The sequence below is a fragment of the Streptomyces sp. NPDC029139 genome (genome assembly GCF_055564335.1).
In genome coordinates this window covers 342,465-355,421 of the sequence record NZ_JBVHWN010000004.1, presented here as the reverse complement: position 1 = coordinate 355,421, position 12,957 = coordinate 342,465, and the positions used below count along the sequence as shown (strand labels likewise).

The window sequence follows — 12,957 nt, the reverse complement described above, 5'->3', positions numbered from 1 at the left end:
GTCACCGGGCCCGGCCCGGCCGACCCAGCGCCCAGGCCGCCGCCTCCGCGGGGGTGGTGGCCTGGTCCACGCCCTCCGGGACCGGCGGGCGGCGGACGATCACCACCGGGATGCCGGCCTCCCGCGCCGCGCCGAGCTTGGGGGCCGTCGCCGCGCCGCCGCTGTCCTTCGTGACCACGACGTCGATGCCGTACCGGTGGAGCACGTCGCGTTCGCCGTCGAGGGTGAAGGGTCCGCGGTCCAGGAGGACTTCGGTGCGGGCCGGCATCGGGGGCTCCGGGGCGTCCACGGAGCGGACCAGGAACCACTGCGGGCAGTCGGCGAAGGCCGCCAGGCCCATCCGGCCCGTCGTCAGGAACACCCTCTCCCCCAGACCGTCGAGGAAGGCCGCCGCCTCCTCCAGGGAGGCGACGGAGTGCCACCGGTCCCCCTCGACGGGGACCCAGCCGGGGCGGCGCAGGGCGAGCAGGGGAACATGGGCGGTGGCGGCCGCCCGGGCCGCGTTGAAGCTGATGTTCTCCGCGAAGGGATGCGTGGCGTCGATGACCGCGTCCACGTGGTGCTCGCGCACCCACGCCGCCAGGCCGTCCGCGCCGCCGAAACCGCCGATCCGCACCTCGCCCACGGGCAGCCGGGGCTTGGCGACCCGCCCCGCGAGCGAGCTGGTCACCCGCATGACGGGGTGCAGCAGCCCGGCGAGAGCGCGGGCCTCGGTGGTCCCGCCGAGAATGAGTACGTGCACGGGAGCCATGGGAGTCCCTTCATGAGTTCGGGCGGCGGGCGCGACGCCCAACTCAAGCACACGGGTCTGCGCCCGGGGTGGACGACCGGCGCGTGTGCGACGGCGGCGACGACGGCCGCGTACACGGCGCTGCTCACGGGCGACTTCCCGGACCCCGTGACGATCACCCTGCCGAAGGGCGGGCGCCCGTCGTTCGCGCTGGCGGCCGAGGAGCTGACGGCGGACCACGCCATGGCGGCGATCGTGAAGGACGCCGGTGACGACCCGGACGTCACGCACGGCGCGCTGGTCCGCTCGACGGTACGGATCCTTCCGCCCGGCTCCGGCGTCGTCTTCCGGGCCGGCCCGGGCGTCGGCACGGTGACGCTGCCCGGCCTGCCCCTGGAGGTGGGCGAGCCGGCGATCAACCCGGTACCGCGGCAGATGATGCGCGCGCACGTGGCGGAGGTGGCCGCGGCCCACGGCGGGACGGGCGACGTGGAGATCACGGTCTCCGTCGATCACGGCGAGGAGATCGCCCGCTCCACCTGGAACCCCCGGATCGGGATCCTCGGCGGGCTGTCCATCCTGGGGACCACCGGCATCGTCGTGCCGTACTCCTGCTCGGCCTGGATCGACTCCATCCGCCGCGGTGTGGACGTGGCCCGCGCGGCCGGCCTGACCCATGTGGCGGGGTGCACCGGCTCCACCTCGGAGAAGACGGTGGCGACGCTCTACGACCTGCCGGAGATCGCCCTGCTCGACATGGGCGACTTCGCGGGCGCGGTCCTGAAGTACGTCCGCCGCCACCCCGTCGACCGCCTCACCATCTGCGGCGGTTTCGCGAAGCTGTCGAAGCTGGCGGCGGGCCATCTGGACCTCCACTCGGCCCGCTCCCAGGTGGACAAGCCGTTCCTCGCGGACCTGGCCCGCACGGGCGGCGCCTCGGAGGCCCTCGCCACGGAGATCGCGGAGGCGAACACGGGCCTGGCGGCCCTCCGCCTCTGCGAGGCGGCGGGCGTCCCCCTCGGCGACCTGGTGGCCGCCCGCGCCCGTGACGAGGCCCTCGCGGTCCTGCGCGGCGCCCCGGTCGCGGTGGACGTCGTCTGCATCGACCGCGCGGGCACGGTGGTGGGCCGCTCGGCGGCGTGACGGCCCGTTCAGCGGATGCGGCCGTGGCCTCGCGTCCCTAGGCTTGTCGCGGCACAACTCCGATCGGATCGAGAGGGAGTCCCATGGCGAAGCGCGGCAACAAGAAGCGGGCCCGTAAGAAGAAGAAGGCCAACCACGGCAAGCGGCCGAACGCCTGAGGCCTGCCGACCAGCCGGAACGGAACGGGCCGGGCGCGCTTCTCGCGCCCGGCCCGTCCGCGTCCCGTGTCGGCGCCGCGCGCGCCCGCCGCCGACGTGCGGCGTCCGCGTCAGCAGACGTGGCGCTCCCGCGCCGGGTCGTACAGGTGGCTGTCGCGGAACTGCGAGGCCGCCAGCGTCCGGCCGACCAGGATCACCGCCGTCTTCGTGATCCCGGCCTCCTTCATCTGGGCCGCGATGTCCTCCAGCGTGCCCCGCAGCACGATCTCGTCCGGGCGGCTCGCCATCGCCACGACCGCGGCCGGGCAGTCGGCGCCGTAGTGGGGCAGCAGCTCGGAGACGACCCGGTCGACGTACCGGGCCGCCAGGTGCAGGACGAGGAGGGCGCCGCTGCGGCCGAGGGTCGCGAGGTCCTCGCCCTCCGGCATGGGCGTGGCCTGCTGGGCGATGCGCGTGAGGATGACCGTCTGGCCCACCGTCGGGACGGTCAGCTCCCGCTTGAGCGCCGCGGCCGCCGCCGCGAACGCCGGGACGCCCGGCACGACCTCGTACGGGATGTCCAGCGCGTCCAGCCGGCGCATCTGCTCCGCCACCGCGCTGAAGACGGACGGGTCGCCCGAGTGGAGGCGGGCCACGTCCTGGCCGGCCTCGTGGGCGCGGACGATCTCCTCCACGATCCGGTCCAGGTCCAGGTCCGCCGTGTCGACCAGGCGCGCGTCCGGCGGGCACTCGGCGAGCAGCTCGCGCGGGACCAGGGAGCCCGCGTAGAGGCAGACGCCGCAGGAGGCGAGGGTGCGGGCGCCCCGCAGGGTGATCAGGTCGGCCGCGCCCGGGCCCGCGCCGATGAAGTAGACGGTCATGCTCCAACTCCTGATTTCGTTACGGACCACTGCGTGACCGGCATCGCCTGGCGCCAGCCGGTGAAGCCGCCCACCGGGACGGCCTGGGCGACGGCGAGCCGGACCAGCTCCCCGCCGTGGGCTCGGTACCACTCCGCCAGCAGCCCCTCGGACTCCAGCGTCACCGTGTTGGCGACCAGCCGCCCACCCGCCGGCAGCGCTGCCCAGCAGGCGTCCAGCAGGCCGGGAGCGGTCAGGCCGCCGCCGATGAACACGGCGTCGGGGACGGGCAGCCCGGCGAGGCCGTCGGGGGCGGCCGCGGTGACGACCCGCAGCCCCGGGACACCGAGGGCGGCGGCGTTGCGTGCGATGCGGGCGGCCCGCTCGGGGTCCTTCTCCACGGCGACCGCGGTGCAGGACCGGTGGGCCCGCATCCACTCGATGCCGATGGAGCCGGAGCCGCCGCCGATGTCCCACAGCAGCTCCCCGGGGGCGGGTGCCAGCGCGGCGAGCGTCGCCGCGCGCACGTACCGCTTGGTGAGCTGGCCGTCGCTCTCGTACGCCTCGTCCGGCAGGCCGGGTACGGCGCCGAGGCGCAGCGCGTCGGGGGAGCGCACGCAGTCGAGGGCGAGGACGTTCAGGGGGTCGAGCCGGTCGTCGTCCGGCCAGGTGTCGGCGGTGCCGTCGACGATCCGCTCGCGGTCCGAGCCGAGCTGTTCCAGGACCCGCATCCGGGTGGCGCCGTAGCCCTTCTCGCGCAGCAGCGCCGCGACCGCGCCGGGCGTCCCGGCCCCCTCGCTGAGGACGAGGAGCCGCCGTCCGTCGTGGAGCGCGGCGGAGAGCGCGGCGAGCGGCCTGGCGACCAGCGAGAGCGTCTCGACGGACTCCAGGGGCCAGCCGAGGCGGGCGCAGGCGTACGAGGCGGAGGAGGGGTGCGGGAGGACGTGGAGCCGGTCGGCGCCGACGGTCTCGGCGAGGGTGCGGCCGATGCCGTAGAAGGTCGGGTCGCCGCTGGCCAGGACGGCCACGGAGCGGCCCGCGTGCGCGGCGAGCAGGCCGGGGACGGCGGGGCGCAGGGGCGAGGGCCAGGCGACCCGCTCGCCGGGGCAGTCGGGCGCGGGCAGCAGATCGAGCTGGCGGGGGCCGCCGATGAGGACCTCGGCGGCGCGCAGGACCCGGCGGGCCTTCTCGGGGAGGCCGTCCCAGCCGTCCGCGCCGATTCCGACGACCGATATCTCAGCTGGAGGAACGGTGCTCACGTCGGCGAACTCTACGTGAGCCCGTTCGGGGCCTTCCCGCCTGGGCGTTCCGGCAGGCCGGAGGGCGCGGGAACAGATGGCGGGGGTGCGCCGTTGAAGCGGATAGTTTACGATTCAACCAAACAGCCCCCGAGGCGAGAGGTGAGCACGATGCAGTTCGGGATCTTCACCGTCGGCGACGTCACGGCCGACCCCACCACCGGCCGCACCCCGACCGAGCACGAGCGGATCAAGAACACGGTCGCCATCGCGCTCAAGGCGGAGGAGGTCGGGCTCGACGTCTTCGCGACCGGCGAGCACCACAACCCGCCGTTCGTGCCGTCCTCCCCGACGACCCTGCTCGGGCACATCGCCGCGCGGACCGAGAACCTGATCCTGTCCACGTCCACGACGCTGATCACCACCAACGACCCGGTGAAGATCGCCGAGGACTACGCCACCCTCCAGCACCTCGCCGACGGCCGCGTGGACCTGATGATGGGCCGCGGCAACACCGGCCCGGTCTATCCGTGGTTCGGCCAGGACATCCGGCAGGGCATCCCGCTCGCCATCGAGAACTACGCGCTCCTCCACAGGCTGTGGAGAGAGGACGTCGTCGACTGGGAAGGCACGTTCCGCTCCGCGCTCCAAAGCTTCACCTCGACGCCCCGCCCGCTGGACGGCGTCCCGCCGTTCGTCTGGCACGGCTCCATCCGCTCCCCCGAGATCGCCGAGCAGGCCGCGTACTACGGCGACGGGTTCTTCGCCAACCACATCTTCTGGCCCAAGCAGCACACGGAGAAGATGGTCCGCCTCTACCGGCAGCGGTACGCCCACTACGGCCACGGCACCCCCGAGCAGGCCATCGTCGGCCTCGGCGGCCAGGTCTTCCTGCGCAAGAACTCGCAGGACGCGGTACGCGAGTTCCGCCCCTACTTCGACAACGCGCCCGTCTACGGCCACGGTCCGTCCCTGGAGGAGTTCAGCCGGGAGACGCCGCTGACCGTCGGCTCGCCGCAGGAGGTCATCGAACGGACGCTGTCCTTCCGGGAATACGCCGGCGACTACCAGCGTCAGCTCTTCCTGGTGGACCACGCGGGTCTGCCCCTGAAGACGGTCCTGGAACAGCTCGACCTGCTCGGCGAGGAGGTCGTGCCGGTGCTGCGCAAGGAGTTCGCCAACCTGCGGCCCGCCGGTGTCCCGGAGACCGCCCCGCTCCACCCCGCCGTACGTACGCAGGAGGCGTAAGTCATGCAGACCCTCAAGCTGGTCGCCGTGTCCGCCGGGCTGAGCTCCCCGTCCTCGACGAGGCTGCTCGCCGACCGGCTCGCCGAAGCGGCGCGGGAGCGGCTCACCGAGCAGGAGTACGCGGTCGAGGTCCAGGTCGTCGAGTTGCGCGACCACGCCGTCGACATCGCGAAGAACTTCGTGACGGGCTTCCCCTCGGCGGAGCTCCGGCGGACGATCGACGCGGTGACCCGGGCGGACGGACTCATCGGGGTGACCCCCGTCTTCACCGCCTCGTACAGCGGTCTGTTCAAGTCCTTCTTCGACCTGATCGACCCGGACGCGCTGACCGGCACGCCGGTGCTGATCGGCGCGACCGGCGGGACCGCCCGCCACTCCCTCGTCCTCGACCACGCCCTGCGGCCGCTCTTCTCCTACCTGCGGGCGCTCGTCGTCCCGACCGCCGTCTACGCGGCCTCGGAGGACTGGGGTTCGGGCGGCGACGAGTACACGGACGGCCTGCCGTCCCGGATCACCCGCGCCGGACACGACCTCGCCGACCTGGTCGCGGCCCGGGGCCCGGCCCGAGAGGCGGACGAGGACGAGGTCGTGCCGTTCGAGCGGCAGCTCGCCGACCTGCGCCTGGACTGACCGGCCGCCGCGGCGGGGCTACTTGCGGTTGTAGATCCGCATCGTGATCGGCCCGAAGACCAGCACGAGCAGCGCCGACCATCCCAGCGTCCAGGCGATGTCCGCCGTCGGCCAGTTCCCGGCCATCAGCTCGCGCGCCCCGTTCGCCAGGTGCGTCACCGGGTTGTTGTTCACGAAGGCCTGGAGCCAGCCGGGCATGGTCACCGGGAGGACGAAGACGCTGGACAGGAAGGTCAGCGGGAAGATCACCATCATGCTGACGCCCGTGACCGCCTTCTCGGTGCGCAGCAACAGGCCGAACATGGTCCAGATCCACGAGAAGGCGAACGAGAACACGAGCAGCAGTGCCACCCCGAGCAGGACGCCGATCACCCCGCCCTCCGGCCGGTATCCGATGATCATGCCGACGGTGAGCATGACCGCGGAGGCGATCAGGTACCGCACGACGTCACCGAGCAGATAGCCGACCATCGGCGCGGGCCGCCAGATCGGCAGGGTCCGGAAGCGGTCGAAGACACCCTTCTCGATGTCCGTGTTCACCGACATGCCGGTGTACATCGTGATCATCACGACGCTCAGCACCAGGATGCCGGGCAGCAGGAACTGGATGTACTCCGAGACCGAGCCGGCCAGGGCGCCCCCGAAGAGGTACGCGAACATCAGCACCATCATGATCGGGAACGCCGTCACGTCGAACAGCTGCTCCGGCACGTGCTTGATCTTGAGCATGGCCCGCCAGCCGAAGGTCAGCGACGCGGCGAGCGCGCTGGGGCGCGGCGGGCGCTCCTGACCGACGAGCAGGGCGGCCAGATCCTCGGCGCGCGGTGCCTCGAAGGCGAGGGCGTCGGTCTGGCGGCTGTCCTTGCCGGTGGCGACGGTGCTCATGCCGTCGTTCCCTTCCGGTCGGTGAGGGCGAGGAAGACCTCGTCGAGGCTGGGCTGGCCGAGCGCGAAGTTGTCGACGGTGATCCCCGCCCCGGCGAGCTCCGACAGGGCGCGCGCGGCCTGCTCGGCGGCGCCCAGGTCCGTGCCGTGGCCGTCGACGGTGGCGGTGAGCGCCACCGGGTCCGGGTCGAGCTGAACGGTGGCCTTCAGCGCGGCCGCGAGGACCCGCTCGGCGGCCGGGCGCTGCTCGGCGTGGCGCAGCCGCACCTGCACCGACCCCGAACCCACCGAGGACTTCAGCTCGCCCTTGGTGCCCTCCGCGATGACCTTCCCGTGGTCGATGACGGCGATACGGGAGGCCAGCTGGTCCGCCTCGTCCAGGTACTGGGTGGTCAGCAGGACGGTGGTGCCCTGGGCGACCACCGCCCGGACGATGTCCCAGACCTGGTTGCGGCTGCGCGGATCGAGGCCGGTCGTCGGCTCGTCGAGGAACAGCAGGTCGGGCGTGTTGAGGATGGACGCGGCGATGTCGATACGGCGCCGCATGCCGCCCGAGTAGTTCTTGACCTGCTTGTCGGCGGCCTCGGACAGGCCGAACGCGGCCAGGAGCTGCGCGGAGCGATCCCGGGCGCCGGACCGGGAGTGGCCGAGGAGCCGGCCGAGCAGGACCAGGTTCTCGGTGCCGGTCAGGTCCTCGTCGACGGAGGCGTACTGCCCGGTGAGGCTGACCCGGCCTCGCACGGTGTCGGCGTCCTTGACGACGTCCTTGCCGAAGACGCTGGCCCGGCCCCCGTCGGGGCGCAGGAGGGTGGCGAGCATCTTGACGGCGGTGGTCTTGCCGGCGCCGTTGGGTCCGAGGACGCCGTAGACAATGCCCGCGGGGACGCGCAGGTCGATGCCGTCGACGGCACGGTTCTTCCCGAAGACCTTGACCAGGCCCTCGGTCTCGATGGCGAGGTCGGTCATGCGCTGTCCTCCCGGCGGGCGGGGGTCGGGTCCGCTCCGACCAGTCTCCGACGGAGCGGGGCGGGACGCCAGGGGACGGTGGGCCGGGGGTCCGGAGGCGCCGCCCGGGAGGAGGCCCGTCTCCGCCGCGTGGCGGAGGGGAGCGGGACGTCGGGACGACGCGCGGCGGAGCGCCCCGGCGGCACGCTGAGGCACATGACGAAGATCAAGGCCCTGCCCGCCGTGCCCCGTTGGGCCGCCCTCGCCGCGCACGCCGTCCCGCTGATCGTGCTGCCCTCGGGGCTCTGGCGGCTGGCGCTGACGATGGGGCTGCCCGTCGCCCGGGCCGACGACCCGGGCCTGTGGCAGAACGTGTACCAGGTCGTCCTGACCGTCGTCGCCGAGCTGCTCGCCTTCCTGACGCTCGGCCTGGTCCGCTCCTGGGGCGAGGTGTTCCCGCGCCGGCTGCCGTTCCTCGGCGGGCGGCCCGTCCCCGCGCGCGGTGCGACCGCCGCCGCGCTGGGCGGGGCGGCCGGGCTCACCGCGCTGGTGGCCTGGTTCACGTACGCGGCGCTCGCCGGGATCGGCTCGACCGCCGTCGGCACGCACACCCAGGGCCCGGTACAGGAGGCGCTGCTCTACGCCTGCTACCTCCCGCTGATCGCCTGGGCCCCGCTGCTCGCCGCCGTCGCGCTCGCCTACTACCGCCGCCGCACGACGGCGGCGGTACCCTCCGTGCCCGTGGTGTGAGGACGGGCCGCACCCGTGGTGGGAGCGGGTTCCGTCCCCGTGGCGTCCTCGTGCGTGTAGAAGACGTAGAACGCGACGAGGAACGTGCCGCCGGCGATCACCAGGCCGAGCACGGTGGCGGACAGCACGCTCGCGTCGGACACGCTGAAGAGGAAACCGATCGCGCCGCCGGCGAGCACCGCCCAGGCCGCCGCCCGCAGCTCGCGCGGCAGGACGCGGCCGCGCTGCCGCAGCGCGTACACCGCTCCGGCGAGCACGACGCCGGAGACCAGACCGAGCAGGACCTGGCCCCAGGTGATGACGCCACCGTCGCGCTGGATCGCCGCCGCGTAGATGCCGTAGGCGAGGCCGAGCGTGACGGGCAGAGCCCAGCCGTGCAGACTCCGGCCGTGCAGACCCTGGCCGGTCCTCTGGTGCCTGCGGTTCGGCACCGCTGCGTGTGCGGCCATGGCAGGAGCTCCTTCCCTCTCGCCCCCCTGCACCCTCCAGGGCACACCCGGAACCCCCGCCCCCGCAACCTGACCGGGCCGGGGGCACCGGGGCGCCCGTTCACGCCGGGACTCAGGCAGCCAGAGGGCACCGGGGTGCCCGTCACGCCGGGACTCAGGCCGCCGGCCGCACCGCGACCGCGTCGACCTCGAAGAGCATCCCGGGCAGCGCCAGGGACGCGACCCCGCTGAGCGTCTGCGCGGGCAGCCGGTCGCCGAAGGCTCTGTGCAGCGCCTTGCCCAGCACCTCCAGCTTCCCGAGGTCGTGGTCGACGACGTACGAGCCGAGGCGCACGACGTGCTCGAAGCCGAGCCCCACGCCCTCGAGCGCGCGCCGCAGGTTGGTGAAGGACAGCTCGACCTGGGCGGAGAAGTCCCCGGGGACGGGCGCGCCGGTCGCGTCGGAGGCGTACTGGCCGCCGATGAAGACGAGTTCGCCGGGGGCGGAGGCGGCGTGGCTGTAGCCGAAGGGGGACGGGTCGTGGAGCGTGTCGGGGTTGGTGATCGTGCGCTGGTCGCCGTGGGTCATGACAGGGGTGTCCTTCCGTGACGTACGGCCGCCGTGCAGGCGGCCAGGGTGAGCGCGGCGCCCGTGCAGAGCACCGCGACGAGCGTGGTCGCGTCGACGAGCAGCCCGCCGAGGAGGGCGCCGAGCGCGATCGAGAGGCAGAAGACGCTGACGTAGAGGCCGGTCGCCGTCTCCACGTCGTCGGGCGCGGCGGCCATGAACCACGACTGAAGCCCGACGGAGACCCCGCCGTAGGCGAGCCCCCACAGGAGCAGCAGTCCGGCACCGGCAGGGGTCGCACCGCGGGCGAGGGCGAACGCCAGGAGCACGGCGGTCAGGCCGGCGGAGATGACGGCGAGAGTACGGCGGGGGGAGCGGCCGGCCGCGGGCGCGGCGAGGAAGTTCCCGGCCACGCCCGCGACTCCGTACCCGAGGAGCAGCACGCCGACGAGGTTCTCGGCGACACCGGAGTGCTCGGCGAGCACGGGCCGCACGAAGGAGTACGCGAGGAAGTGCCCGGTCACCAGGAGGAGGGTGAGGAGCAGACCGGTGCGGACGCGGGTGTTCTCGCGCGGCAGCCGCGACAGCGCGGTGAGGCCGGAGCGGACGCCGGTACGGCCCCCGGGACGGGCGCCCCGGCGGAGTCCCGGAGCGCGTCGTTCGCCCGGCAGGCGCGGCAGCAGCGCCGCCAGACCGGCCGTCGCCGCCACCGCCACGACCCCCACAGCCGCGAACGCCCCGCGCCAGCCGGTCCATTCCGCCGCCACGGTGGCCGCGGGGACGCCGAGCACGGAGGCGGCCGAGACCCCGCCGAAGATCACGGCGGTGGCGCGTCCCACGTCGCCGGCCGGGACGAGCCGGGGCGCCAGACCGCCCGCGAGAGCCCAGAAGCCGCCGATGGCGACCCCGAGCAGGACCCGGGCGGCGAGAACCACCGCGAAGTGACCGGCGGCCGCGGTGGCCAGGCCGGCGACGGCGACGAGCGCCATGAGGCCGACGAGGACCGTGCGTCGGTCGGCCCCGGCCGCCCGCAGGGCGATCAGCGGGGCGGAGACGGCGGCCACCAGCCCCGGGACGGTGATCATGAGGCCCGCCGTACCGGCGGACACCTTCAGCTCGGCCGCGACCGGGGTGAGCAGACCGACCGGCAGCAGCTCCGCCGTCATCACGGTGAAGATGCCGAGCGTGACCGCCCCGACCCGGGCCCACGCGCCACGTTCAATCTGGATATCTAACATCCAGAATCCCTTCCATGAAAAGCCCTCCCGGCCGGGAGGGCGCGTCGAACGAAGAACTCAGGCGCTCACGAAGGCGTTCACGCGAGACCTAGGCACGGGCGAACCAGCGGCGGATGCGCTCCGGGGCCGCGGGCGCCTGACGCTCCGCCTGTTCCCGTACGTCGTCCAGGGTCCGGGCCGCCAGCTCCCGCCTCCAGGCGAGCTCCGCGGCTCCCATCGCGCCCGCGATGGCGCACTCGGCGGCGTAACTCCCGGCGGGGCCAGCACCGGGCCCCTGCTGCCGGATCTCCGAGCAGCGGAACGCCTCCTCCGGGCCCTCGATCGCCGTGACGACGTCCATGAGGGTGATCCGGTCGAGCGGACGTGCCAGCCGGAAGCCTCCCTTGGGGCCGGAGACCGAGCTGACGATGCCCGCGCGGGAGAGGGCTTGGAGCTGCTTGTTGAGGTAGGCGGCGGGGAGTTCGTGGTACGCCGCGAGCCGGGCCGCCGTCACCGCCCGCTCCGGCCCGATCCAGGCCAGGTTGAGGCAGCTGTGCAGCGCCCATTCGACGCCCTCGTTCATCCTCATATCCTGGATGCTAGATGTCCAGGATCATCGGGGCAAGCCGTTTCCGTCCGGTCCGGCCTCCGCCGGCTCCACGAGCTCGCGCTCCTGGACCACCTCGGGATCGAGGAGTTCGTCCTCGGCGGGCTCTCCATGGGCGGCCAGATCGCCATGGAGTGCCACCGCCTCTTCCCCGCCCGGATCCGGGGCCTCTTCCTCGCCGACACCTTCCCCGCCGCCGAGACCGAGGAGGGGAAGGCCGGCCGCCGCGCCCTCGCGGACCGGATCGTCCGCGAGGGCATGAAGGGGTACGCCGACGAGGTGCTCGACCGGATGGTCGCGCCCCACAACACCCACGCGGCGGCCGCCGTCCACCGGATGATGTGCGCCACCCACCCCGAGGGCGCGGCGGCGGCCCTGCGCGGCCGGGCCGAGCGCCCCGACTACACGTATGTGCTCACCACCGTCTCCGTGCCCGCCCTGGTGGTCGTCGGCCGCGACGACACGTACACCCCCGTCGCGGACGCGGAGGCGATGCACGCGCTGCTGCCCCACTCCACGCTCGTGGTCGTCGAACGGGCCGCGCACCTGCCGAACCTGGAGCGGCCGGAGGAGTTCGACGCGGCGCTCGGCGCGTTCCTCGCCTCACTCGTACGGCCCAGCTGAACGCTCCGTCCGGGCTCGGCGGCCGGACGATGAGCCCATGAGCCAGAACACCGCACCCCACAAGCAGTCCACCGGTTCCAGCGCCGCCTGGGCCTCCGGAGGCACGATGTTCGCCGGTGTCCTGATGCTGGTCATCGGCATCATGGACGTCCTCCAGGGCATCGCCGCCATCGCCGAGGACGACGTCTACAGCCGCGTCGGCGACTACGTCTTCAAGTTCGACCTGACCAGCTGGGGATGGATCCATCTGATTCTCGGCATCCTCGTCGCCGCCGCCGGCGCCGGGATCCTCAAGGGCTCCGAGTGGGGGCGCATGGGAGGCATCGCCCTGGCCTCGCTGAACGTCATCGCCCAGTTCCTCTTCCTGCCGTACCACCCGTGGTGGGCGCTGTTCTCGATGGCCGTCTCGATCTTCGTGATCTGGGCGCTGGCCACCGACGACACGTCCTTCCGTAAGGCCGCGGTGTGATCCGCACCCGCGCTCGCGTCGCCACCCCGCTCCTCGTCCTGACGACGGCCCTGACCCTGGCCGCCACCCTCACCGGCTGCACCGAGGAGGACCGGCAGAAGGCCGGGGACATCGTCAACTCCGCCACCGCCGCCGCGGCCTCGGCCGCCCAGGAGCGGATGGACCAGGTCAAGGACGGGGTGAACGCCACCGGTGACGTGAAGGCGGGCCCGACGAAGGCGGACGGGGACCGGACCACCGCGGAGATCACGGCCACGAACCCCCAGACCAAGAGCGCCGACTACACGATCATGGTCAACTTCCGTGACAGCGGCGGCGGTCTGCTCGACTCCGTGGTCCTGACCATCGGCGGCGTCGAGCCGGGGAAGTCCAAGGCCGGGACCGCCCGCAGCAATCGCACCCTCTCCGGGGAGACGAAGGCGGAGATCGGCCAGGCACTGCGGCACTGACGCTCCGGACCCGACCGGATCCCCCAGTTC

General features: G+C 73.3%; 17 protein-coding genes. 8 read left to right on the top strand and 9 right to left on the bottom strand.

What is annotated here, in order from left to right; translation table 11 throughout:
• Position 1 precedes the first annotated feature (1 nt).
• Positions 2-742: a cobalt-precorrin-6A reductase gene (locus ACZ4VW_RS12675; protein ID WP_467961376.1), complete on the bottom strand. Its 741-nt coding sequence runs from the start codon at positions 740-742 to the stop codon at positions 2-4.
• A 21-nt stretch (positions 743-763) separates the two neighbouring features.
• On the opposite strand from ACZ4VW_RS12675, the gene ACZ4VW_RS12670 reads away from it, so the two are divergent.
• Both ACZ4VW_RS12670 and ACZ4VW_RS12665 read left to right on the top strand, forming a co-directional pair.
• Complete coding sequence (locus tag ACZ4VW_RS12670; protein WP_467961374.1) at positions 764-1,873, top strand: cobalt-precorrin-5B (C(1))-methyltransferase; 1,110 nt, start codon at positions 764-766, stop codon at positions 1,871-1,873.
• Positions 1,874-1,956: 83 nt separating this feature from the next.
• On the top strand, positions 1,957-2,031 hold the full coding sequence (locus tag ACZ4VW_RS12665) for a 50S ribosomal protein bL37 (RefSeq protein ID WP_099895366.1): 75 nt from the start codon (positions 1,957-1,959) through the stop codon (positions 2,029-2,031).
• Positions 2,032-2,141: 110 nt separating this feature from the next.
• Here the strand turns inward: ACZ4VW_RS12665 and cobM are convergent, their stop codons facing one another.
• Both cobM and cbiE read right to left on the bottom strand, forming a co-directional pair.
• The gene (cobM, locus tag ACZ4VW_RS12660; RefSeq protein ID WP_467961372.1) at positions 2,142-2,891 is read right to left on the bottom strand and encodes a precorrin-4 C(11)-methyltransferase; all 750 of its coding nucleotides are present in this window, start codon (positions 2,889-2,891) and stop codon (positions 2,142-2,144) included.
• A complete protein-coding gene (gene cbiE / locus ACZ4VW_RS12655) occupies positions 2,888-4,129 on the bottom strand; it encodes a precorrin-6y C5,15-methyltransferase (decarboxylating) subunit CbiE (protein ID WP_467961371.1) in 1,242 nt (413 codons plus the stop codon). The genes cobM and cbiE overlap by 4 nt, the downstream gene beginning before the upstream one ends.
• A 150-nt stretch (positions 4,130-4,279) precedes the next feature.
• On the opposite strand from cbiE, the gene ACZ4VW_RS12650 reads away from it, so the two are divergent.
• Together ACZ4VW_RS12650 and ACZ4VW_RS12645 are read left to right on the top strand one after the other, a co-directional pair.
• Entirely contained in the window at positions 4,280-5,356 is a 1,077-nt protein-coding gene (locus ACZ4VW_RS12650) for an LLM class flavin-dependent oxidoreductase (RefSeq protein ID WP_467961369.1), read from the top strand.
• Positions 5,357-5,359: 3 nt separating this feature from the next.
• Positions 5,360-5,986, top strand: a complete 627-nt coding sequence (locus ACZ4VW_RS12645; RefSeq protein ID WP_467961367.1) for an FMN reductase — start codon at positions 5,360-5,362, stop codon at positions 5,984-5,986.
• 18 nt (positions 5,987-6,004) lie between these two features.
• Here ACZ4VW_RS12645 and ACZ4VW_RS12640 read toward each other — a convergent pair whose 3' ends face one another.
• Together ACZ4VW_RS12640 and ACZ4VW_RS12635 are read right to left on the bottom strand one after the other, a co-directional pair.
• A complete protein-coding gene (locus ACZ4VW_RS12640) occupies positions 6,005-6,871 on the bottom strand; it encodes an ABC transporter permease (protein WP_467961365.1) in 867 nt (288 codons plus the stop codon).
• On the bottom strand, positions 6,868-7,836 hold the full coding sequence (locus ACZ4VW_RS12635) for an ATP-binding cassette domain-containing protein (protein WP_467961362.1): 969 nt from the start codon (positions 7,834-7,836) through the stop codon (positions 6,868-6,870). The genes ACZ4VW_RS12640 and ACZ4VW_RS12635 overlap by 4 nt, the downstream gene beginning before the upstream one ends.
• A 195-nt stretch (positions 7,837-8,031) precedes the next feature.
• Between ACZ4VW_RS12635 and ACZ4VW_RS12630 the strand changes: the two genes are divergently transcribed.
• Positions 8,032-8,565: a hypothetical protein gene (locus tag ACZ4VW_RS12630; protein ID WP_467961361.1), complete on the top strand. Its 534-nt coding sequence runs from the start codon at positions 8,032-8,034 to the stop codon at positions 8,563-8,565.
• Here ACZ4VW_RS12630 and ACZ4VW_RS12625 read toward each other — a convergent pair.
• From ACZ4VW_RS12625 to ACZ4VW_RS12610, 4 genes are all read right to left on the bottom strand, one after another.
• Positions 8,517-9,014: a hypothetical protein gene (locus ACZ4VW_RS12625; RefSeq protein WP_467961359.1), complete on the bottom strand. Its 498-nt coding sequence runs from the start codon at positions 9,012-9,014 to the stop codon at positions 8,517-8,519. The genes ACZ4VW_RS12630 and ACZ4VW_RS12625 overlap by 49 nt on opposite strands.
• A gap of 154 nt (positions 9,015-9,168) precedes the next feature.
• A complete protein-coding gene (locus ACZ4VW_RS12620; protein WP_467961357.1) occupies positions 9,169-9,582 on the bottom strand; it encodes a RidA family protein in 414 nt (137 codons plus the stop codon).
• Positions 9,579-10,799: an MFS transporter gene (locus tag ACZ4VW_RS12615; RefSeq protein ID WP_467961355.1), complete on the bottom strand. Its 1,221-nt coding sequence runs from the start codon at positions 10,797-10,799 to the stop codon at positions 9,579-9,581. Before ACZ4VW_RS12615 ends, ACZ4VW_RS12620 begins: the two co-directional genes overlap by 4 nt.
• 88 nt (positions 10,800-10,887) lie before the next feature.
• A complete protein-coding gene (locus ACZ4VW_RS12610; RefSeq protein WP_467961353.1) occupies positions 10,888-11,361 on the bottom strand; it encodes an RrF2 family transcriptional regulator in 474 nt (157 codons plus the stop codon).
• Here ACZ4VW_RS12610 and ACZ4VW_RS12605 point away from each other — a divergent pair.
• From ACZ4VW_RS12605 to ACZ4VW_RS12595, 3 genes are read left to right on the top strand one after another with little or no spacing between them, the layout of a single operon-like run.
• Entirely contained in the window at positions 11,263-12,009 is a 747-nt protein-coding gene (locus ACZ4VW_RS12605) for an alpha/beta fold hydrolase (protein WP_467961349.1), read from the top strand. The genes ACZ4VW_RS12610 and ACZ4VW_RS12605 overlap by 99 nt on opposite strands.
• 37 nt (positions 12,010-12,046) lie before the next feature.
• Positions 12,047-12,478 carry a DUF7144 family membrane protein gene (locus ACZ4VW_RS12600; protein WP_467961347.1) on the top strand — a complete coding sequence of 144 codons (432 nt, stop codon included), beginning with the start codon at positions 12,047-12,049 and terminating at the stop codon, positions 12,476-12,478.
• Positions 12,475-12,927, top strand: a complete 453-nt coding sequence (locus tag ACZ4VW_RS12595; RefSeq protein ID WP_467961345.1) for a hypothetical protein — start codon at positions 12,475-12,477, stop codon at positions 12,925-12,927. The genes ACZ4VW_RS12600 and ACZ4VW_RS12595 overlap by 4 nt, the downstream gene beginning before the upstream one ends.
• Positions 12,928-12,957 lie beyond the last annotated feature (30 nt).